The organism is Geodermatophilus sp. SYSU D00696 (genome assembly GCF_054050235.1).
Genome location: NZ_JBJGYY010000027.1, coordinates 13,889 through 34,031 on the forward strand (window position 1 = coordinate 13,889; position 20,143 = coordinate 34,031).

The window sequence follows — 20,143 nt, forward strand, 5'->3', positions numbered from 1 at the left end:
CTCGTGCACTTCCGCGGAAGTGCCCGCCACGTCCCGCCCGAGAGGTCCTGTGATGAGCAGTCCCACCGACGCCGCGCCCGACCGGCTGCGCGGGCTGCTCGAGGAGCACGCCGCGCTCGAGACCGAGCTCGCCGACCCCGCGGTGCACGCCGACCCCGGCCGCGCCCGCCGGCTGGGCCGCCGCTACGCCCAGCTCGCGCCCGTCGTGGAGACCGCGCGCAGCCTGGACGCCGCCCGCGACGACCTCGCCGCCGCCCGTGAGCTGGCCGCGGAGGACGCGTCCTTCCACGACGAAGCACGTCAGTTGGAGCTCCGCGTCGACGGGCTCACCGACCGGCTGCGCGAGCTGCTGCTGCCGAAGGACCCCGACGACGACAAGGACGTCATCCTCGAGATCAAGGCGGGGGAGGGCGGCGCGGAGTCGGCGCTGTTCGCCGGCGACCTGCTGCGCATGTACCTGCGCTACGCCGAGCGCCGGGGCTGGGCCACCGAGGTGCTCGATGCCGTCCCCGCCGAGCTCGGCGGCTACAAGGACGTCTCGATCGCGGTGAAGTCCCGCGGCGACGAGGGCATCTGGTCCCGGCTCAAGTTCGAGGGCGGCGTCCACCGCGTGCAGCGGGTGCCGGTCACCGAGTCGCAGGGCCGCATCCACACCTCCGCCGTCGGCGTCCTGGTGCTGCCCGAGGCCGAGGAGGTCGACGTCACCGTCGACCCGAACGACCTTCGCATCGACGTCTTCCGCTCCTCGGGTCCCGGCGGGCAGAGCGTGAACACCACCGACTCCGCCGTCCGGATCACCCACCTGCCCACCGGGATCGTGGTCAGCTCGCAGAACGAGAAGAGCCAGCTGCAGAACCGCGAGTCGGCGCTGCGCGTGCTGCGCTCCCGGTTGCTGGCGGCCGCCCGTGAGGAGGCCGCGGCCACCGCCAGCGACCAGCGGCGCAGCCAGGTCCGCACGGTCGACCGCAGCGAGCGGGTGCGCACCTACAACTTCCCGGAGAGCCGGATCTCCGACCACCGGGTGGGCTTCAAGGCACACAACCTCGACCAGGTCCTCGACGGCGAGCTCGACCCGGTCATCGACGCGCTGACCCGCGCGCACACCGCCGAGCTGCTGGCGGCCGGGTCCTGAACACCCGCACGCTGCTCGCCGGCGCCGCCCGTCGGCTGGCCGACGCCGGCGTCGACTCGCCGCGCGTGGACGCCGAGCTGCTGCTGGCGCACGTCCTCGGCCGCCCGCGGGCGGCGCTGCTCACCCTCGACGACGTCGACGAGGACACCGCCGCCCGCTTCACCGCGCTGCTCGACCAGCGCGCCGCCCGCGCCCCGCTGCAGCACCTCACCGGCCGGGCGCCCTTCCGCCATCTCGAGCTCGCCGTCGGACCGGGCGTGTTCGTGCCGCGGCCGGAGACCGAGCAGCTCGTCGAGTGGGCGCTGGGGCGGCTGGCCGGCCTCGACGAGCCGGTCGTCGTCGACCTGGGCAGCGGCTCGGGCGCCATCGCGCTGTCCCTCGCCCACGAGCACCCCGGCGCGCGGGTCACCGCCGTCGAGCGCGACCCGCAGGCGCTGGAGTGGACCCGGCACAACGCCGCGCTGCGCGCCGCCGCGGGCGACCGGCAGGTCACCGTCCTCGCCGGGGACATGACCGACCCCGGCCTGCTGCGCGAGCTCGACGGCGCCGTCGACCTCGTCGTCTCCAACCCGCCCTACGTGCCCGACGGCGCCCGGGTGCCGCGCGAGGTCGCCGACCACGACCCGCCGCTGGCGCTGTGGGGCGGCCCCGACGGCCTCGACGTCGTCCGCGGCCTGCTGCGCACCGCAGGCCGGCTGCTGCGGGCCGGCGGCGCCCTGGGCATCGAGCACGCCGACCAGCAGGGGAGCGCGCTGCCCGCGCTCGTCCGCGGCACCGGCGACTTCGCCGACGTGGCCGACCACCCCGACCTGGCCGGCCGCCCGCGCTACACCACCGCCGTCCGGGGTGGGGGAGACTGACCGCCCGTGGCCGACGTCTACGACTGCACCGACCCCGCCGCGCGCACGGCGGGCCTGGACGCCGCCGCGGCGGCGATAGCCCGCGGTGAGCTGGTCCTGCTCCCCACCGACACCGTCTACGGCGTCGGTGCCGACGCCTTCTCCCCGGCGGCGGTCGCCGGCCTGCTCGCGGCGAAGAACCGCGGCCGCGCGATGCCCGTGCCCGTGCTGATCGGGGAGGCCTCGACGCTGGCCGGGCTGACCATGAGCGTCCCGGCCGCGGCGTCCCGCCTGGCCGAGGCGTTCTGGCCCGGCGGGCTGACCCTCGTCGTCGAGCACGCGCCCTCCCTGGCCTGGGACCTCGGCGACGCGGAGGGCACCGTCGCCGTCCGCCTCCCCGACGACGACGTCGCCCGCGACCTGCTGCGCCGCACCGGCCCGCTGGCCGTGTCCAGCGCCAACCGCTCCGGCCGGCCCGCCGCGACCACCGCCGAGGAGGCGGTCGCCCAGCTCGGCACGCACGCCGCGGTCGTGCTCGACGGCGGACCGCGGACCGGCTCGGCGGCCAGCACGATCGTGGACTGCACCGGCTCCGTGCCGCGCGTGTTGCGGGTGGGCGCGGTCCCCGTCGAGCGGCTGCGCGAGGTCCTCCCTGACGTCACTGACTAGGCCGCACGGGAACGCTCGGTCCCGCTCCGGTCACGGCGCGGGCGATACCGTGGGGAGACCGCCCTGCCGTCTCGCCCAGGGAGCACCGCCGCGATGAGCCCCTCCGCCGCGCGCCCGGCCCGGGTCCCGCGCGGGGCCGGGCGGGGCTGAGCCGTGCGCGAGTACGCCGTCGTCCTGCTCACGGCGGGCCTGGTCACCTTCCTCGCCACCCCGGTGGTGCGGGTGGCGGCGGTGCGGCTGCGGATGATGGCCGCGCCACGCGAGCGCGACGTGCACGTGATCCCCACCCCGCGCGGGGGAGGGGTGGCCATGTACCTCGGGGTGGCCGCCGCGGTGCTCGTCGCCACCCGGCTGCCGGCCCTGCAGCGCACGTTCGACGACTCCCAGACCGCCGCGGTGCTCGTCGCCGGCGGCCTGATCTGCCTGCTCGGCGTCCTCGACGACAAGTGGGGCCTCGACGCGCTCACCAAGCTGACCGGCCAGATCGCCGCGGCCGGCGTCATGGTGCTGCTCGGCGTCCAGCTGGCCTTCCTGTTCCTACCGGTGGCCGACATCGGGACCCTCTCCTTCGGGCCGGACGTCGGCGTGCCGCTGACGATCCTGCTGACCGTCGTGACGGTCAACGCGCTCAACTTCATCGACGGCCTCGACGGGCTGGCCGCGGGCGTCTCGGCGATCGCCGCGCTGGCCTTCTTCGCCTACAGCTACAACCTCAGCATGGTCGGCTACGACGAGGTGGCCAGCGCCCCGGCGCTGATCACCGCCGTGCTGGCCGGCGCCTGCCTGGGGTTCCTGCCGCACAACTTCAGCCCGGCGCGGATCTTCATGGGCGACTCCGGGTCGATGCTCGTGGGGCTCATGCTCTCGGCGGCGGCCGTCAGCGCCACCGGCCGGGTCGACGCGCAGACCTTCGACTCCGCGGCCAGCCTGCTGCCGCTGGCGCTGCCGCTGCTGGTGCCGATCGCGGTCCTCTCGATCCCGTTCACCGACCTCGTGCTGGCCGTCGTCCGGCGGACCCGCCGCGGGCAGTCGCCCTTCTCACCCGACAAGATGCACCTGCACCACCGGCTGCTGGCCATCGGCCACTCCCACCGCCGGGCGGTGCTGACCATGTACTTCTGGGCGGCTCTCCTGTCCTTCGGCGCGGTGGCGCTCTCGATCACCGGCGGGACCGCGGAGCTGCTCGTCGTGATCGGGGTGCTGCTCGCCGTGGGTGTCGTCGTCGTCCTCAGCCCGCACACCCGGCGGGCGGCCCGGGAGGCCCGGGCGGCCGAGATCGCCGCCCAGCGACGGCGCAGCCGCGCCGCGCACCCCACCGCCCGCGCCACCCGCAGCAGGCAAGGCCGGACCGCCGGGCCGGAGGGCGCCCCCGTGCCGCCGTCGCCGCAGGGGGCGACGGCGCCGCGCGCGGCCGGTGCCGGTCAGGGGCTCCGGTGAGCGCGCCCCGCCCCGCCCCGGAGGTGCCCTGGGACCTGTCGTTCCTGCGCGTCGGCGCCCTGGTCACCGGCGCGGTCGCCGCCGTGGCGGCGCTGGTCGCCGGGCTGGTCGCCGGCTGGGCCGACGCCGTGGGCGTGCTCGTGGGAGCCGCGGTGGTGACGGCGTTCTTCGTCGTCTCCGGTGTGGTCATCGCCTGGGCGGGCCGGATCAACGACACCTTCACGCTCCCCGCGGCGCTGGGGACCTTCTTCGTCAAGGCCGTCGTCCTGTTCGGCATCCTGAGCGCGCTCCCCGAGGACGGCTGGCTCGACCGGCTCACGATGGCCTGGGCGGTCATCGTGGGCGCTCTGCTGTGGAGCGTCGTCCAGCTGCGCTGGGTCTGGACCCGGCCGCTCTACTACGTCACCCCGCCCGCGCCGCCCGGTCGGGCGACCCTCCCCCCGGCACCGGACGGGCCCGCGACACGCGGCTGATAGTGTCCCGGCGATGGCCGAGGACGACCCCGTGCGCGGGGACCCCCGGCCTCGATCTGCGCGACCATCCGCTCCCCGGGGTAGTGGTGCCGAGACCGGCTACGCCGTCATCGGGACGATGATCTCCGGGATGGCCGTGTGGGGCGGGGCGGGCTGGTTGCTCGACCGGTGGTTGGACACGCGGGTGTTCCTGCCGGTCGGGATCCTCCTCGGCATCTCGGCGGCCATCTACCTGGTCGTGAAACGGTACGGCGGGCTGCCACCGACACCCGGTGCACCCGAGAAGAGCGACAGCCCGGGCGGACGACGGAGCCGGCCCAGGACGCAGAAGGGACAACGGTGACCTCCAGCGCCCTCGCGCTCGCAGACGTGCTCGCGGTCGAGGAGAGCAGCGGGGACGGTTTCCAGGCCCCCGGTCTCAGCGAGTTCTACCCGGAACCGATCGCCGAGTTCTCGGTGCTCGGCATCGACTTCGCCATCACCCGCATCACGCTGATCCTGTGGATCGCCACGCTGGCGATGCTGGTCTTCATGGTGGCGACGGTCCGCAGGCCGCAGATCGTCCCGGGCAAGCTGCAGTTCGTCGGCGAGAGCGGCTACTCACTTGTCCGCGACGGCATCGCGCGCGACGTCGTCGGTCCCAGAGGCCTGCCGTTCGCCCCGTTCCTCGCGTCGCTGTTCTTCTTCATCCTCGCGAACAACCTGATGGCGATCATCCCGTTCGCGCAGATCTCGCCGATGTCGCTGTTCGCGTTCCCGCTGGTGCTCGCCGGCATCTGCTGGGTCCTCTACATCTACATCGGCATCCGCGAGCAGGGCGCCGGCCGCTACTTCAAGGACATCCTGTTCCTGCCGGGCGTGCCCAAGCCGATGTACGTCCTGGTCACGCCGATCGAGATCCTGCAGAACTTCGTCGTGCGGCCGTTCACCCTCGCGGTCCGGCTCTTCGCCAACATGTTCGCCGGCCACATGCTGCTGGTCGTCTTCTCGCTCGGCGCGGTCTACCTGTTCAGCCGGGACAACTTCTCGATCGTGTTCGGTCCCGTCTCCGCCCTCATGGCGATCGTGATGACGTTCTTCGAGCTGCTGGTCATCTTCCTGCAGGCCTACGTCTTCACCGTGCTGATGGGGACCTACCTCAACGGCTCGATCGAGGCCGAGCACTGACGGCCTGACCCGCACCACCCGGACCGCACCACCCGCACGACCCCCGCAAGCCGCCCGGCGGACACCGGGCGACGACACAGGAGGAACACCCCGTCATGGATCTTCTCGCTGAGCTGACCGGCAGCATCGGCTCCGTGGGCTACGGCCTCGCCGCCATCGGCCCGGGCATCGGCGTCGGCATCGTGTGGGCCGCCTACATCCAGGCCACCGCCCGGCAGCCCGAGTCGGCCGGTCTGACCCGTACCTACGCCTTCCTCGGGTTCGCCCTCTCCGAGGCGCTCGCGCTGATCGGCTTCGTCGTCCCCTTCGTCTTCGGCACCTGATCCGTAGCTCCAGGCACGGGTCACCGACTCAGACAGGGACACTGAGACCATGAGCATCCTCGCTGCGGAGAGTGCCAACCCGCTGCTGCCGCCGCTGGGTGAGATCATCATCGGCCTGATCGCCTTCGCGATCGTGCTGCTGGTCTTCTTCCGGTTCATCGCGCCGCGCTTCGAGCAGGTCTTCCGGGCCCGCCGCGAGGCGATCGAGGGCGGCATCGAGCGCGCCGAGGCCATGCAGGCCGAGGCGAAGGCCGCGCTGGAGCAGTACCGCGCCCAGCTGGCCGAGGCCCGGACCGAGGCCGCGCAGATCCGCGACCAGGCCCGCGCCGAGGGCCAGCAGATCCTCGAGGAGCTGCGGACCCAGGCGCAGGAGGAGTCCGCGAGGATCGTCGCCCGCGGCGAGGAGCAGCTGGCCGCCAACCGCCAGTCGGTGGTCAACCAGCTGCGCGGTGAGCTCGGCGCGCTCGCCGTCGACCTGGCCGGCCGGGTGGTCGGCGAGTCCCTCGAGGACGAGGCCCGCCGCCGCGGGACCGTCGACCGCTTCCTCGACCAGCTCGACGGCATGAGCGCCGGCGGCGCCTCCGACGGCCGGACCGGCAGCACCGTGTTCGTCCCCGGGTCGGACCGCTGATGGACGCCTCCAGCCGGGAGGCGCTCGCGGTCAGCCGGGAGCGCCTGGCGGCGACGACCCGCGGTGCCGCCGGCCCGGGACTGCTGGCCCTGGCCGAGGAGCTGTTCGCCGTCGCGCGGCTGCTCGACGGCCAGGTCTCGCTGCGCCGCGCGCTGTCGGACGCGTCGGTGAAGCCGGTCGACCGGGCCGGCGTGACCCGCCGGATCCTCGGCGGCCGGGTCTCCGAGGCGACCGTCGACCTGGTCGAGACCGTCGCCCGGCAGCGCTGGTCGCGGCCGCTCGACCTCGTCGAGGCCGTGGAGGTCCTCGCGACCGAGGCGGGGCTGGACGCCGCGGAGGCACGCGGCGAGCTCGAGGGCGTCGAGGACGAGCTGTTCCGGTTCGGCCGGATCGTCGCCGGCGACCCGGAGCTGTCGCGCATCCTCTCCGACGACCGCGCGCCGGTCGCCGGCAAGACCGCGCTGCTCGACCGGCTGCTGTCGGGCCGGGTCAGCCCGGTCTCCGAGCTGCTGCTGCGGAACTCGCTCACCGCGCGGCACGTGGGCAACGCGGAGAACCGGGTCGAGCGCCTCTCGGCGTCGGCGTCGGCCCGCCGTGGCCGGTCGGTCGCCCACGTCACGACGGCGGTGCCGCTGACCACCGCGCAGGAGCAGCGGCTGCAGACCGTGCTCGGCCGGATCTACGGCCGGACCATGGGGCTGCAGGTGACCGTCGACCCGGCGGTGCTCGGCGGTCTCGTCGTCCGCGTCGGTGACGAGGTCATCGACGGCAGCATCGCCAACCGGCTCGAGGCCGCCGGCCGCCGGCTCACCGGCTGACCCGGCGCCCGCCCACCCAGACCACCAGCACCACCTCAGCAGGGAAGAGGACGCGACCCATGGCCGAGCTGACGATCTCCGCAGACGAGATCCGCAGTGCCATCCAGAACTACGTCACCGAGTTCTCCCCGGACGTCTCCCGGGAAGAGGTCGGGATCGTCACCGAGGCCGGCGACGGCATCGCCCGGGTCGAGGGCCTGCCCTCGGTCATGACCAACGAGCTGCTCGAGTTCGAGAGCGGCGTCCGCGGACTGGCCCTGAACCTCGACGTGCGCGAGGTCGGTGTCGTCATCCTGGGTGACTTCGCCGGCATCGAGGAGGGCCAGCAGGTCCGCCGCACGGGCGAGGTCCTGTCCGTGCCGGTGGGCGACGGCTACCTCGGCCGCGTGGTCGACCCGCTGGGCAACCCGATCGACGGCGCGGGCCCGATCGCCACCACCGGCCGCCGCGCCCTCGAGCTGCAGGCCCCCACCGTGGTGCAGCGCCAGTCGGTGCACGAGCCGCTGCAGACCGGCATCAAGGCCATCGACGCGATGACCCCCATCGGCCGCGGTCAGCGCCAGCTGGTCATCGGCGACCGGCAGACCGGCAAGACCGCGATCGTCACCGACACGATCATCAACCAGAAGCAGGCCTGGGCCACCGGCGACCCGGCGCAGCAGGTGCGCTGCATCTACGTCGCGGTGGGCCAGAAGGGCTCGACGATCGCGGCGATCCGCGCCTCCCTCGAGGAGGCCGGCGCGATGGAGTACACGACCATCGTCGCCGCCCCGGCGTCGGAGTCGGCCGGCTTCAAGTACATCGCCCCCTACACCGGCTCGGCCATCGGCCAGCACTGGATGTACGAGGGCAAGCACGTCCTGATCGTGTTCGACGACCTGTCCAAGCAGGCCGAGGCCTACCGCGCCGTCTCGCTGCTGCTGCGCCGCCCGCCGGGCCGCGAGGCCTACCCCGGCGACGTCTTCTACCTCCACTCCCGGCTGCTGGAGCGCTGCGCCAAGCTCTCCGACGAGCTCGGCGCCGGGTCGATGACGGGGCTGCCGCTCATCGAGACCAAGGGCAACGACGTGTCGGCCTACATCCCGACCAACGTCATCTCGATCACCGACGGGCAGATCTTCCTCGAGACGGGTCTGTTCAACTCCGGTGTCCGCCCTGCCATCAACGTCGGCATCTCGGTGTCCCGGGTCGGCGGTTCGGCGCAGATCAAGGCGATGAAGTCCGTCGCCGGGCGACTGCGCCTCGACCTCGCCCAGTACCGCGAGCTCGAGGCCTTCGCCTCCTTCTCGTCGGACCTCGACGCCTCCAGCCGGGCCACCCTCGACCGCGGTCAGCGGCTGGTCGAGCTGCTCAAGCAGGGCCAGTACCAGCCCTACCCGGTCGAGCGCGAGGTCGTCTCGCTGTGGCTGGGCACCACCGGCAAGCTCGACCGCGTCCCGGTCGGCGACGTCCGGCGCTTCGAGTCGGAGTTCCTCGACTACGTGGGCCGCAGCGAGACCGGCGTCTTCGACGAGATCCGCACCTCGCGGGCCCTCGGGGACGACGCCGTCAACAGCCTCGAGCGCGCCGTCACGGCGTTCTACGGCCAGTTCACGACGTCGGACGGCAGCTCGCTGACCGGCGACGACGAGGGCGTCTCCACCGCCCAGGGCGGCGGTACCACCCAGGGCGGGGCCACCACCCAGGGCGGGGCCACCACCCAGGGCGGCGCCACCACCCAGGGCGCCTCGACGGCGAAGCGGGCCTGACGTGGCCGGTTCGCTCCGCGCGCTGCGGCGCCGGATCCGCTCCACCCAGTCGACGAAGAAGATCTTCTCGGCCCAGGAGCTGATCGCCGGCGCCCGCATCGTGCGCGCCCAGGCCCGGGTGGAGGCCTCCAAGCCCTACGCCCGCGAGATCACCCGCGTGCTGTCGGCGCTGGCGTCGTCGGCGTCGCTGGAGCACCCGCTGCTCAACGAGCGGACCGGCACCCGGCGGGCGGCGGTCCTGGTGGTCACCTCCGACCGCGGGTTCGCCGGCTCGTACAACGTGAACGTGCTGCGCCGCACCGAGGAGCTGCTCGGCACCCTGCGCCAGCAGGGCAAGGAGCCGGTGCTCTACGTCGTCGGTCGCAAGGGGGAGACCTACTACTCCTTCCGCGACCGCCCGGTCGAGGAGACCTTCACCGGGTTCTCCGAGCAGCCGGCCTACTCCGACGCGCAGGAGGTCGGCCGGGCGCTGATCGACGTCTTCGCCCCCGGCGAGGACGCCGACCGCAGCGGGGCGGTGGACGAGGTGCACATCGTCTACACGGAGTTCGTGTCGCTGCTGAGCCAGGTGCCGGTCGCCCGGCGGCTGGCACCGGTCGACACCGAGGAGCTCCAGCGGGAGGACGAGGACTCCGGGGACGGCACGGGCGTCGGCCCCTCCGGCGTGCCGACGTCCTACGAGTTCGAGCCCTCGGCCGACGCGCTGCTCGACTCGCTGCTGCCCAAGTACGTCACCACCCGCATCTACGCGGCCCTGCTCGAGGCGGCTGCCTCGGAGTCGGCGTCGCGCCGGCGGGCGATGAAGTCGGCCTCGGACAACGCCGAGGAGCTGGCCAAGAACCTCTCCCGCCAGGCCAACCAGGCGCGGCAGGCGGAGATCACCCAGGAGATCAGCGAGATCGTCGGCGGCGCCGACGCGCTGGTCAGCGCCGGCGCCGACGACTGACCCCCACCGTCCTCCGCCCCCACCGGGGGCGGAGGACACTGGACTGCGAGACCACCGAGGCCCGAAGGGCAGGAGAGCACCCCCATGACCGTCACCGAGGACCGTCCGACCACCCAGACGACCGGCCGCGTCGTCCGGGTCACCGGCCCGGTCGTCGACGTCGAGTTCCCGCGCGACGCGATCCCGGACCTGTTCAACGCCCTGCACGTCGACGTCACCCTGGCCGACCTGGGCAAGACGCTGACCCTCGAGGTCGCCCAGCACCTGGGTGACAACGTGGTCCGCACCATCTCCATGCAGCCCACCGACGGCCTGGTCCGCGGTGCCGACGTCCGCGACACCGGCGCCCCGATCAGCGTCCCGGTCGGTGACGTCACCAAGGGCCACGTGTTCAACGCCCTCGGCGACTGCCTGGACGCCCCCGGTCACGGTGCCGACGCCCCGCACTGGTCGATCCACCGGCACGCGCCGCGCTTCGACCAGCTCGAGGGCCGCACCGAGCTGCTCGAGACCGGCATCAAGGTCATCGACCTGCTCACCCCGTACGTGGCCGGCGGGAAGATCGGCCTGTTCGGCGGTGCCGGCGTGGGCAAGACCGTGCTGATCCAGGAGATGATCCGCCGCGTCGCCCAGGAGTTCGGTGGCGTGTCGGTGTTCGCCGGCGTCGGCGAGCGCACCCGCGAGGGCAACGACCTCATCACCGAGATGACCGAGTCCGGCGTCATCGACTCGACCGCGCTGGTGTTCGGTCAGATGGACGAGCCGCCGGGCACCCGGCTGCGGGTCGCCCTGTCGGCGCTGACGATGGCGGAGTACTTCCGCGACGAGCAGAACCAGGACGTGCTGCTCTTCATCGACAACATCTTCCGGTTCACCCAGGCCGGGTCCGAGGTCTCCACGCTGCTGGGCCGCATGCCCTCCGCCGTGGGTTACCAGCCGACCCTCGCCGACGAGATGGGCGAGCTGCAGGAGCGGATCACCTCGACGCGGGGTCACTCGATCACCTCGCTGCAGGCCATCTACGTGCCCGCCGACGACATCACCGACCCGGCGCCGCACACCACCTTCGCCCACCTCGACGCGACGACGGTGCTCTCCCGGCCGATCTCGGAGAAGGGCATCTACCCGGCCGTCGACCCGCTGGACTCCACCAGCCGGATCCTCGACCCGCAGTACGTCGGGCAGGAGCACTACCAGGTCGCCCAGACCGTCAAGCAGATCCTGCAGCGCTACCAGGAGCTGCAGGACATCATCGCGATCCTCGGCATCGACGAGCTCTCCGAGGAGGACAAGGTCACCGTGCAGCGCGCGCGGCGGATCGAGCGGTTCCTCTCGCAGAACATGTTCGTGGCCGAGGCCTTCACCGGTCAGCCCGGCTCGTTCGTGCCGCTGTCGGAGACCCTCGAGGCCTTCCGGGCGCTCACCGAGGGCAACTACGACCACGTGCCCGAGCAGGCGTTCTTCATGTGCGGTGGCCTCGAGGACCTCGAGCGCAACGCCGAGAAGCTCAAGCGCGGGTGAGCAAGGACCACCCTTCCCCCCACGCCTCGCAGGCTCGGCGCGGGGCCCTGAAGGGTGGCCGTTCCACAGAACGACAGTGACGGCCGGGCACCCCTCGCGGGGGTGCCCGGCCGTCGCGTTCTCCCGGGTCCGCGGGGTGCCGGCAGGACGGCACCGTTACCCATCCGAGACCTGCGCGGGCCGTTCCGCGTGCGTGCGCCTACGCAGCGTCGGGACCGGCCAGGGAGTGCCCCATCCGGTGGTTCACAACGGGTGAAGCGTGGGCACGACCCTGGCGGACGCACCCTCAAGCGCGGGAGCCTCTCTGCCGATCGAGCAGATGGCGCCCGGAGGGACCGGTCGCGCAGCGCGGGAGAGACGATGGACTGGCTGGACGGGGCGAGCACCCAGAGCGCGGTGGCCGGGCCCACGGTGTGTACGCCCGATCCCGGGTGGACCTGGCCGCCGTCGGCACCCGTCTCGCACGTGACCGACATCCGCTACGACACCGAGGAGTGGGCACCGGCCTCCACGGTCCGCCACCCGTGGGTCCGTGTGGGCCGCTGGACCCTCCTCTACCGCCGGGCCGCCTGAGGGAAGACCACCCTGCCCCCACGCCTCGCGAGCTCGGCGCGGGCCCCTGGAGGGTGGCCGTTCCAGCAGCTCACCCGGCCCGCACCGGGTGCCCCGGGATCACGCGGCTAGAGTGGGCAGGTCCGTCGCCGTGCCCGCCCGGCCGGCGTCCCAGCACCGCAGCGTCGGTGGACCCGGAGGAGTGTCGTGGCGACCCTGCAGGTCGAGTTGGTGGCCGTCGAGCGGACGATCTGGTCCGGTGAGGCCAGCATGGTCATCGCCCGCACCACCGAGGGCGAGATCGGTGTGCTGCCCGGTCACGCCCCGCTGCTCGGCGAGCTGGCGCCCGGCGGCGTCGTCACCATCCGCAGCGCCGACGGCCAGGACGTCGTCGCCGCCGCCCACGGCGGTTTCCTCTCGGTGACCCCGCAGGGGGTGTCCATCCTCGCGGAGAACGCCGAGATCAGCTCCGAGATCGACGTCGAGCGCGCCCGCGCGGCGCTGAGCCGCGCCGAGCAGGCGGGCGACGACCCCGACGCCCTGGCCGCCGCGCGCCGGGCCCAGTCCCGCCTGCGGGCCGCCGGCCAGGCCGTCTGACCCCACCGGACCGAGCCCGCACCGCCCGCCGGTGACCACCGCCCTCCTGCTCCTCGCCGCGGCGCTGGTCCTCGCCCTGGTGGTCGGGTTCCTGCTGCGCCGCCGCCTGCTCCTGATGGGCCTGGGCGCGGTTCCCATGTGGCTGCGCCCGCTGGGCAGCTCCCGCTGGTCGGTGGGGGTCGCCTGGTACGGCGGGGACGCGCTGCTCTGGTACCGCGCGCTGTCGCTGTCGGTGCGCCCGCAGCAGCGGCTGTGCCGGACCGAGTTCCGCGTGGCCGGCCGCCGCGCCGCCGGCCGGGACGACGTCGCCCTGCCCGACGACGCCGTCGTCCTCACCTGCGAGACCGGCAGCGGGCCCCGGGAGCTGGCCATGGACCCCTCGACGGTGACCGGCTTCCTGTCCTGGGTGGAGTCGGCCCCGCCGGTCCACTAGCCGCGGGCGGCCCGCTGGGCGTGCACGCCGCTGTGTGCGCCGGGCTCCCAGAGCACGTCGCCGTCCGGGTTGGCCTCGCGGGCGAGGATGAACAGCAGGTCCGAGAGCCGGTTGAGGTAGCGCGCCGTCTCGGGGTTGGTCCGCTCGCCGTCGGCGGCCACCAGCGCCCAGACGCTGCGCTCGGCCCGCCGCACCACCACCCGCGCCTGGTGCAGCAGCGCCGCGAGGGCGGTGCCGCCGGGCAGCACGAAGCTGGTCAGCGCCGGCAGCGCCTCGTTGTGCGCGTCGCAGGCCGCCTCCAGCCGCTCGGTGTAGGCGGCGGTCACCCGCAGCGGCGGGTGAGCGGGGTCCGGGACGACCGGCGTCGAGAGGTCGGCTCCGACGTCGAACAGGTCGTTCTGCACGCTGCGCAGCAGCTCGACCAGTTCCGGCGACGGCGACCCCAGTGCCAGCGCCACGCCGAGCACGCTGTTGGCCTCGTCGACGTCGGCGTAGGCGACCAGTCGCGGGTCGGTCTTCGCGACCCGGCTCATGTCGCCCAGGTGCGTCTGGCCGGCGTCACCGGTCTTCGTGTAGATGCGGGTGAGCCGGACCGTCATGGCGACCGAGCCTAGGCGGTGGGCGGAGGCGGGTCGCACGCCCGCCGTAGGGTGACCCGGTGCAGTGCTTCGAGGTGACCGGCGGCACGCCGCTCAAGGGCCGGGTCCGCGTCACGGGGGCGAAGAACAGCGCCCTGAAGCTCATGGCCGCAGCACTGCTGGCCCCGGGGCGGACGACCATCGACGAGGTCCCCGACATCCTCGACGTCGCCATCATGAGCGAGGTCCTGCGCCGGCTGGGCTGCGGCGTCGGTTACGAGCGCTCGGGTGAGGCCGGCGGCGGCGGCCGGGTCGTCGTCGACGTGCCCGAGGCCCCGTCCACCGAGACCGACTACGACCTGGTCCGCAAGATGCGCGCCTCGATCAGCGTGCTCGGCCCGCTGGTCGCCCGCTGCGGCAGCGCCCGGGTGGCCCTGCCCGGCGGGGACGCGATCGGCTCGCGCGGGCTGGACATGCACATCTCCGGGCTGGAGCGGCTCGGCGCCTCGATCCACAGCGAGCACGGCTTCCTGGTCGCCAGCGCGCCGCGGCTGCGGGGCACCTCGATCTGGCTGGACTTCCCGTCGGTCGGGGCCACGGAGAACCTGCTCATGGCCGCCGTGCTCGCCGAGGGCACCACCGTCATCGACAACGCGGCGCGGGAGCCGGAGATCGTCGACATCAGCTCGATGCTCACCGCGATGGGGGCGCGCATCGAGGGAGCGGGGTCGTCCACGCTCACCGTCGAGGGCGTCACGGCGCTGGCACCGGTCGCCTACAGCACCGTGCCCGACCGGATCGTGGCCGGGACCTGGGCGATCGGTGCGGTCATGACCCGCGGCGACGTCGTCGTCGAGCGCGCGGTGGCCGAGCACCTCGCCGTCCCGCTGGACAAGCTGGTCAGCGCCGGCGCCACGGTCGAGGTGGTCCCCGACGGCATCCGCGTGGCCATGGAGGAGCGGCCGCGCGCGGTCGACGTCGTCACGCTGCCCTTCCCCGGGTTCCCCACCGACCTGCAGCCGATGGCGGTCGCCCTGGCCGCGGTCTCGACCGGGACGGCGCTGGTCACCGAGAACGTGTTCGAGGGCCGGTTCATGTTCGTCAACGAGCTGGTGCGGCTCGGCGCCGACGTGCGCACCGACGGCCACCACGCCGTGGTGCGCGGCCGCGAGCGGCTCTCCAGCGCCCCGGTGCTGGCCACCGACATCCGCGCCGGTGCCGGGCTGGTGCTGGCCGGGCTGCTCACCGACGGGGTGACCGAGGTGCAGGACGTGCACCACGTCGACCGCGGCTACCCCGACTTCGTCGAGCTGCTGCGCGGTCTCGGCGCGCAGGTCGAGCGGGTCGAGCGCCCGGACTGACTAGGCGGCGGGGAAGGACGCGGCCAGCTCGCGGGCGCGGGCGGCGTCCTCGCGGAACACCAGCACGTCGGCCCGGTGTGCCTCGGGGCAGCGGATCGTCGAGCGGATGCCGGCGTCGGAGAGCACCGCTCGCAGCGCCAGCGCCGACTCCCGGCGGGAGAGGGTGGCCACGCGGGTGAGCAGGCCGTCGTCCGACGGCGTCGGCCGCCGGCGGCGCATCCCGCCCGTGGAGCTGCCCCCGAACGCCCAGCGCATGAACAGCACCAGCAGCACCATGACCACGATCGCGACGACGGGCCCGGCGATGTAGCTGAGACTGCCCGGCTGCAGCATCCCGGCCTCCCTCGGCGATCGGTGCCGGACCCTCGCGGCCCGGTCGCACACGATCGAGTGTGCCACCGCCGGGGCCTCCGGCCGGTGCTGTTACCGGCCAGTAGGTCCCCTTACACTCCGCTGGCATGCCGTTCCCCTCGTCACCGGACGAGCGCGACCGCCCCTGGGTCATGCGCACCTACGCCGGGCACTCGTCGCCGGCCGAGTCCAACTCGCTGTACCGGCGCAACCTGGCGAAGGGACAGACCGGGCTGTCGGTCGCCTTCGACCTGCCGACCCAGACCGGCTACGACCCCGACGACGAGCTCGCCGTCGGTGAGGTCGGCAAGGTCGGCGTCCCGGTGACGCACATCGGCGACATGCGGGCGCTCTTCGACGGCATCCCGCTCGACGGGATGAACACGTCGATGACGATCAACGCCACCGCGATGTGGCTGCTGGCGCTCTACCAGGCGGTCGCCGAGGAGCACGGCCACGACGTCGCGGCGCTGGCGGGGACGACGCAGAACGACATCATCAAGGAGTACCTGTCGCGGGGGACCTACGTGTTCCCGCCCGGGCCCTCCATGCGGCTGATCACCGACATGGTCGCCTACACCGTGACGGCGATGCCGCGGTGGAACCCGATCAACATCTGCAGCTACCACCTGCAGGAGGCCGGCGCGACGCCGGTGCAGGAGATCGCCTACGCGATGAGCACCGCGATCGCGGTCCTCGACTCCGTGCGCGACTCCGGCCAGGTGCCGCCGGAGCGCTTCGGCGAGGTCGTCGCGCGCATGTCCTTCTTCGTCAACGCGGGCGTCCGCTTCGTCGAGGAGATGTGCAAGATGCGGGCGTTCACCCGGCTCTGGGACGAGCTGACCCGGGAGCGCTACGGCGTGCAGGACCCCCGGCACCGCCGGTTCCGCTACGGCGTCCAGGTCAACTCGCTCGGCCTGACCGAGGCGCAGCCGGAGAACAACGTCCAGCGGATCGTGCTGGAGATGCTGGCGGTCACCCTGTCCCGGGACGCCCGCGCCCGCGCGGTGCAGCTGCCGGCGTGGAACGAGGCGCTGGGCCTGCCCCGGCCCTGGGACCAGCAGTGGTCGCTGCGGCTGCAGCAGGTGCTGGCCTACGAGACCGACCTGCTCGAGTACGAGGACCTGTTCACCGGGTCGGTGGTCGTCGAGCGGAAGGTCGCCGAGCTCGTCGACGGGGCGCGCGCCGAGATCGCGCGGGTGCAGGAGATGGGCGGCGCCGTGGCCGCCGTCGAGTCCGGCTACATGAAGGGGCAGCTGGTCGCCTCGCTGGCCGAGCGGCGCCGCCGGATGGAGAGCGGCGAGGACGTCGTCGTCGGCGTCAACCGCTTCGAGGCCACCGAACCCAACCCGCTGCTGGCCGACCTCGACACCGCGATCCAGGTCGTGGACCCGGCCGTCGAGGCCGCGGCCCAGGAGGCGGTGCGCGCCTGGCGCGCCGGGCGGGACCCCGAGCCGGTGCGGCGGGCCCTCGACCGGCTGCGGGCGGCCGCGGGCACCGACGAGAACCTGATGGCGGCGACCCTGGAGTGCGCCCGCGCCGGGGTGACGACGGGGGAGTGGGCCGGCGTGCTGCGCGAGGCGTTCGGCGAGTACCGCGCGCCCACCGGCGTGGCGGCGGCCACCGGCGGCGGCGAGGCCGACGACACGCTGGTGGCGGTCCGCGAGCGGGTGCGGGCCACCGGGGAGGAGCTCGGCGGCCGGCTGCGGTTCCTGGTGGGCAAGCCCGGCCTCGACGGGCACTCCAACGGCGCCGAGCAGATCGCCGTGCGCGCGCGCGACGCCGGCTTCGAGGTGGTCTACCAGGGCATCCGGCTCACACCCGCACAGATCGTCTCGGCCGCGGTCGAGGAGGACGTGCACGTCGTCGGGCTGTCGGTGCTGTCCGGTTCGCACCTGCAGGTCGTCCCGGCGGTGCTGCGCGGGCTGCGGGAGGCCGGGCTCGACGACGTGCCGGTCGTCGTCGGCGGGATCATCCCCGACGGTGACGCCCGCCGGCTGCGCGAACAGGGCGTGGCCCGGGTGTTCACGCCGAAGGACTTCGGGCTCACCGACATCATGGGCCAGGTCGTCGACGTCATCCGGGACGCGCACGGCCTCGACGAGCGGGTGCCCGCGCCGGCCTAGGAGCGCGGGCCGAAGCGCACGTCGACGCCGGGGGAGAACAGCACGCTGTCCGGCGGGCCGCCGACGCCGGGCGGGCCGGCCGCGGCCAGCAGGTCGCCGTCCCAGGCCAGCAGCTCGGCGCGGTGCAGCGGCCAGGCGGGGTGCTCGTTGGGCCAGTAGACCGTCCGGCCGCGCGCGGTCTGGTGCAGCCCCCACCGGCCGGTGAGGAAGCGCTCGAGCGGGCCGGGGTCGGTGAGCCGCTCGCCCACGCGGACCTCGATCCGCCCCCCGGCCCCGCGCGGGCCGGGCCAGCGCCGGTGCGAGGAGTAGGTGATCCGGTCGCCGTCGCGGGCGATCCGCATCCGCGACCACAGGTAGGGCAGTCCCGCCGCCCGGGCCACCAGGACGGGCAGCAGCCGGTCGGCGTCGAGGGACCGGAAGACGACGCCGCGGCGGCCCCGGTCGTCGACCGAGTACAGCCGCACGTTGGTCTCGAGGAACGAGCCGACCCACGGCAGCCCCGGCGAGCCGAGGACGCCGATGCGCCGCATCCGGAAGGGCACCAGGCCGACCCAGCTCGACCCCGCGTGCACGTCGGGCCGGGTGCCCGGCGGCAGCAGCGGGGCGACGACGGCCGGGTCGACCGCCCAGTGCACGAACGCGACGTCGCGCCAGCCCTGGGTGAACAGGGTCCGCCCCGCGCCGCGCGGCGCGGTGTCGGTGACCGGCTCGGGCAGCACGCCCTCCAGCCTCCCCAGCCACGTTGCCCGGGGCGACCCGGTCGTGGTGAGGTCGCTCACATGACCGCCGAGGGTGCCCCCCGCGTCGAGCGCGACGGGGACGTCGTCCGCATCACGATGTGCCGGCCGCAGCGCCGCAACGCGCTGTCCCGCGACCACCTGCAGCAGTTGCTCGCCGCGGTGACGGAGGTGGGGGAGAGCGACGCCGCCGGGATCGTGCTCGGCGCGGAGGGGCCGGTGTTCAGCGCCGGCCACGACTTCCGCGACGTCCTCGACGCCCCGCTGCCCGAGGTGCGCAGCCTGCTGGCGCTGTGCACCGAGCTCATGCAGACCCTCGAGCAGGTGCCGCAGGTCGTCGTCGCCCGGGTGCACGCGCTGGCCACCGCCGCCGGCTGTCAGCTGGTCGCCTCCTGCGACCTCGCCGTCGCCGCGGAGTCGGCCGGCTTCGCCGCACCCGGCGGCAAGGGCGGCTGGTTCTGCCACACGCCGATGGTCGCGATCGCCCGCAACGTCGGCCGCAAGCGGGCGATGGAGCTGGCGCTCACCGGCGACGTCATCGACGCCCGGACCGCGCTGGACTGGGGGCTGGTCAACCGGGTGGTGCCCGACGCCGGGCTCGACGCCGCCGTCGACGACCTGGTGGCCCGGGCCACCCGCGGGTCGCGGGCGAGCAAGGCGTGGGGCAAGCAGACGCTGTACGCCCAGCTCGACCGGCCCGAGCGCGACGCCTACTCCACCGCTGTCGAGGTCATGGCCGCGGCCAGCCAGATCGAGGGCGCCCGCGAGGGCATGCGCTCCTTCCTCGAGAAGCGCCCGGCGGTCTGGACGGACTGAGTCAGGGAGCCAGGTCGGCGCAGCCGGACTCGTGCGGCAGCACCGGCCGGAACGCGACCGACCAGCGGCTGCCGTCGGCGGTCACCCACGGGGTGAGCACGGTGGCCGAGGCCGCCGCGGCCAGCAGGTCGGCCGCCTGCTGCCCGGTGGCGCTCACGCAGGTCAGCCCGGCGCCGAGCGGGGTGCCGGGCAGGTCGGGGCCGGGCCAGGCGACCTCGGGCTGCGGCAGCTCGGGGTCGCCGCCGGTGTACGGCTGCACGACGGCGGCCACCGTCTGCGGCTCGTAGGTCTCCGTCGCACCACCGCCCAGGCCGGTGAGCTCGTCGGCCAGGTCCTGCAACCGGCCACGGGCCTCGGCCTGCTCGTCGGTCACGGTGTCGTCGGGGGTCTCCGCGAGGGCGTACACCTCCCGCACGGACGTGCCCTCGGCCGTCACGAGCGTGAAGCGGGTGGTCGCCGCGTCGGCCAGCGGCGGCTCGCCGAGGTCGCCGGACCCCGTGACGCCCGCCTCGACCGCGCGGTCGACGAGGTCACGGACGGTCGCCTCGTCGACCCTGGCCACCTGCACGTTCGGCAGCGCGGGCGCCGGCCAGATCGCGATCTGCGGGCCCTGGGTCAGCACCCGGCCGTCGCCGTAGACGCTGACCAGCGGCAGCCGGGTGGCCAGCTCCTCCGGCGTGGTGAACCCGCCGGTGTGGGCGACCTGCAGGACCAGCCCGGCGGGCAGGGGGCCCGGGGACGCCGGCGCGCCGGGGTCGCCACCGCCCTCCGCGCACGCGGTCAGGACCAGCGCCCCGGCCAGCAGGGACGCCGCACGCACCGCCCACGTCGTCGTCACGGTCCTGGCACGCCCGGCCGTCCTCGGCGGTTCCCGTCGTGACCGGACCG

At 74.0% G+C, this 20,143-nt stretch carries 23 protein-coding genes; 19 read left to right on the forward strand and 4 right to left on the reverse strand.

What is annotated here, in order from left to right; translation table 11 throughout:
- Positions 1–52: 52 nt before the first annotated feature.
- The 16 genes from prfA to ACI79O_RS16815 all read left to right on the forward strand — a co-directional run bounded on the left by prfA (position 53) and on the right by ACI79O_RS16815 (position 13,286).
- Entirely contained in the window at positions 53–1,132 is a 1,080-nt protein-coding gene (gene prfA, locus ACI79O_RS16740; protein WP_456890576.1) for a peptide chain release factor 1, read from the forward strand.
- Positions 1,133–1,143: 11 nt separating this feature from the next.
- A complete protein-coding gene (gene prmC / locus ACI79O_RS16745) occupies positions 1,144–1,992 on the forward strand; it encodes a peptide chain release factor N(5)-glutamine methyltransferase (protein ID WP_456890612.1) in 849 nt (282 codons plus the stop codon).
- A 6-nt stretch (positions 1,993–1,998) separates the two neighbouring features.
- Positions 1,999–2,640, forward strand: coding sequence for an L-threonylcarbamoyladenylate synthase (locus tag ACI79O_RS16750; RefSeq protein ID WP_456890577.1), 642 nt, complete (start codon positions 1,999–2,001; stop codon positions 2,638–2,640).
- 153 nt (positions 2,641–2,793) lie between these two features.
- Positions 2,794–4,077: a glycosyltransferase family 4 protein gene (locus ACI79O_RS16755; RefSeq protein ID WP_456914697.1), complete on the forward strand. Its 1,284-nt coding sequence runs from the start codon at positions 2,794–2,796 to the stop codon at positions 4,075–4,077.
- A complete protein-coding gene (locus tag ACI79O_RS16760) occupies positions 4,074–4,550 on the forward strand; it encodes a hypothetical protein (protein ID WP_456890579.1) in 477 nt (158 codons plus the stop codon). The genes ACI79O_RS16755 and ACI79O_RS16760 overlap by 4 nt, the downstream gene beginning before the upstream one ends.
- 118 nt (positions 4,551–4,668) lie before the next feature.
- A complete protein-coding gene (locus ACI79O_RS16765; protein WP_456890613.1) occupies positions 4,669–4,893 on the forward strand; it encodes an AtpZ/AtpI family protein in 225 nt (74 codons plus the stop codon).
- Positions 4,890–5,717 carry a F0F1 ATP synthase subunit A gene (atpB, locus tag ACI79O_RS16770; RefSeq protein ID WP_456873749.1) on the forward strand — a complete coding sequence of 276 codons (828 nt, stop codon included), beginning with the start codon at positions 4,890–4,892 and terminating at the stop codon, positions 5,715–5,717. Before ACI79O_RS16765 ends, atpB begins: the two co-directional genes overlap by 4 nt.
- A 95-nt stretch (positions 5,718–5,812) precedes the next feature.
- A complete protein-coding gene (gene atpE, locus ACI79O_RS16775) occupies positions 5,813–6,040 on the forward strand; it encodes an ATP synthase F0 subunit C (RefSeq protein ID WP_029432783.1) in 228 nt (75 codons plus the stop codon).
- Positions 6,041–6,089: 49 nt separating this feature from the next.
- Complete coding sequence (locus ACI79O_RS16780) at positions 6,090–6,671, forward strand: F0F1 ATP synthase subunit B (RefSeq protein ID WP_456890580.1); 582 nt, start codon at positions 6,090–6,092, stop codon at positions 6,669–6,671.
- Positions 6,671–7,489, forward strand: a complete 819-nt coding sequence (locus tag ACI79O_RS16785; protein WP_456890581.1) for a F0F1 ATP synthase subunit delta — start codon at positions 6,671–6,673, stop codon at positions 7,487–7,489. Before ACI79O_RS16780 ends, ACI79O_RS16785 begins: the two co-directional genes overlap by 1 nt.
- A 59-nt stretch (positions 7,490–7,548) precedes the next feature.
- A complete protein-coding gene (gene atpA, locus ACI79O_RS16790) occupies positions 7,549–9,237 on the forward strand; it encodes a F0F1 ATP synthase subunit alpha (RefSeq protein ID WP_456914698.1) in 1,689 nt (562 codons plus the stop codon).
- A 1-nt stretch (position 9,238) separates the two neighbouring features.
- Positions 9,239–10,183, forward strand: a complete 945-nt coding sequence (locus tag ACI79O_RS16795; RefSeq protein WP_456890583.1) for a F0F1 ATP synthase subunit gamma — start codon at positions 9,239–9,241, stop codon at positions 10,181–10,183.
- 84 nt (positions 10,184–10,267) lie between these two features.
- A complete protein-coding gene (atpD, locus tag ACI79O_RS16800) occupies positions 10,268–11,704 on the forward strand; it encodes a F0F1 ATP synthase subunit beta (protein ID WP_456890584.1) in 1,437 nt (478 codons plus the stop codon).
- A 360-nt stretch (positions 11,705–12,064) separates the two neighbouring features.
- A complete protein-coding gene (locus ACI79O_RS16805; protein WP_456890585.1) occupies positions 12,065–12,277 on the forward strand; it encodes a hypothetical protein in 213 nt (70 codons plus the stop codon).
- Between the two features lie 186 nt (positions 12,278–12,463).
- A complete protein-coding gene (locus ACI79O_RS16810; RefSeq protein WP_456873743.1) occupies positions 12,464–12,853 on the forward strand; it encodes a F0F1 ATP synthase subunit epsilon in 390 nt (129 codons plus the stop codon).
- A gap of 31 nt (positions 12,854–12,884) precedes the next feature.
- Positions 12,885–13,286 carry a DUF2550 domain-containing protein gene (locus tag ACI79O_RS16815; protein WP_456890586.1) on the forward strand — a complete coding sequence of 134 codons (402 nt, stop codon included), beginning with the start codon at positions 12,885–12,887 and terminating at the stop codon, positions 13,284–13,286.
- Here ACI79O_RS16815 and ACI79O_RS16820 read toward each other — a convergent pair.
- Entirely contained in the window at positions 13,283–13,885 is a 603-nt protein-coding gene (locus ACI79O_RS16820) for a cob(I)yrinic acid a,c-diamide adenosyltransferase (RefSeq protein ID WP_456890587.1), read from the reverse strand. The two genes, ACI79O_RS16815 and ACI79O_RS16820, sit on opposite strands and share 4 nt — an antisense overlap.
- 59 nt (positions 13,886–13,944) lie before the next feature.
- Here ACI79O_RS16820 and murA point away from each other — a divergent pair, with 59 nt between their 5' ends.
- Positions 13,945–15,225 carry a UDP-N-acetylglucosamine 1-carboxyvinyltransferase gene (gene murA / locus ACI79O_RS16825; RefSeq protein ID WP_456890588.1) on the forward strand — a complete coding sequence of 427 codons (1,281 nt, stop codon included), beginning with the start codon at positions 13,945–13,947 and terminating at the stop codon, positions 15,223–15,225.
- Here the strand turns inward: murA and ACI79O_RS16830 are convergent, their stop codons facing one another.
- On the reverse strand, positions 15,226–15,558 hold the full coding sequence (locus ACI79O_RS16830; RefSeq protein ID WP_456873739.1) for a hypothetical protein: 333 nt from the start codon (positions 15,556–15,558) through the stop codon (positions 15,226–15,228).
- A gap of 125 nt (positions 15,559–15,683) precedes the next feature.
- Between ACI79O_RS16830 and ACI79O_RS16835 the strand changes: the two genes are divergently transcribed.
- Entirely contained in the window at positions 15,684–17,702 is a 2,019-nt protein-coding gene (locus ACI79O_RS16835) for a protein meaA (protein ID WP_456914699.1), read from the forward strand.
- Here ACI79O_RS16835 and ACI79O_RS16840 read toward each other — a convergent pair.
- Positions 17,699–18,481 carry a YqjF family protein gene (locus ACI79O_RS16840; RefSeq protein ID WP_456914700.1) on the reverse strand — a complete coding sequence of 261 codons (783 nt, stop codon included), beginning with the start codon at positions 18,479–18,481 and terminating at the stop codon, positions 17,699–17,701. The genes ACI79O_RS16835 and ACI79O_RS16840 overlap by 4 nt on opposite strands.
- Between ACI79O_RS16840 and ACI79O_RS16845 the strand changes: the two genes are divergently transcribed.
- Positions 18,482–19,255, forward strand: coding sequence for an enoyl-CoA hydratase-related protein (locus ACI79O_RS16845; protein WP_456914701.1), 774 nt, complete (start codon positions 18,482–18,484; stop codon positions 19,253–19,255). It abuts the gene before it with no gap.
- A 1-nt stretch (position 19,256) separates the two neighbouring features.
- On the opposite strand, the gene ACI79O_RS16850 is transcribed toward ACI79O_RS16845, so the two are convergent.
- A complete protein-coding gene (locus tag ACI79O_RS16850) occupies positions 19,257–20,093 on the reverse strand; it encodes a hypothetical protein (RefSeq protein ID WP_456914702.1) in 837 nt (278 codons plus the stop codon).
- Positions 20,094–20,143: the final 50 nt, after the last annotated feature.

Bases quoted from the DNA above. Each gene is read 5' to 3' on its own strand.
- prfA (WP_456890576.1), top strand. From the start codon at position 53: ATGAGCAGTCCCACCGACGCCGCGCCCGACCGGCTGCGCGGGCTGCTC.
- ACI79O_RS16765 (WP_456890613.1), top strand. From the start codon at position 4,669: ATGATCTCCGGGATGGCCGTGTGGGGCGGGGCGGGCTGGTTGCTCGAC.
- atpE (WP_029432783.1), top strand. From the start codon at position 5,813: ATGGATCTTCTCGCTGAGCTGACCGGCAGCATCGGCTCCGTGGGCTAC.
- ACI79O_RS16780 (WP_456890580.1), top strand. From the start codon at position 6,090: ATGAGCATCCTCGCTGCGGAGAGTGCCAACCCGCTGCTGCCGCCGCTG.
- ACI79O_RS16785 (WP_456890581.1), top strand. From the start codon at position 6,671: ATGGACGCCTCCAGCCGGGAGGCGCTCGCGGTCAGCCGGGAGCGCCTG.
- atpA (WP_456914698.1), top strand. From the start codon at position 7,549: ATGGCCGAGCTGACGATCTCCGCAGACGAGATCCGCAGTGCCATCCAG.
- atpD (WP_456890584.1), top strand. From the start codon at position 10,268: ATGACCGTCACCGAGGACCGTCCGACCACCCAGACGACCGGCCGCGTC.
- ACI79O_RS16805 (WP_456890585.1), top strand. From the start codon at position 12,065: ATGGACTGGCTGGACGGGGCGAGCACCCAGAGCGCGGTGGCCGGGCCC.
- ACI79O_RS16820 (WP_456890587.1), bottom strand. From the start codon at position 13,885: ATGACGGTCCGGCTCACCCGCATCTACACGAAGACCGGTGACGCCGGC.
- ACI79O_RS16830 (WP_456873739.1), bottom strand. From the start codon at position 15,558: ATGCTGCAGCCGGGCAGTCTCAGCTACATCGCCGGGCCCGTCGTCGCG.
- ACI79O_RS16835 (WP_456914699.1), top strand. From the start codon at position 15,684: ATGCCGTTCCCCTCGTCACCGGACGAGCGCGACCGCCCCTGGGTCATG.
- ACI79O_RS16845 (WP_456914701.1), top strand. From the start codon at position 18,482: ATGACCGCCGAGGGTGCCCCCCGCGTCGAGCGCGACGGGGACGTCGTC.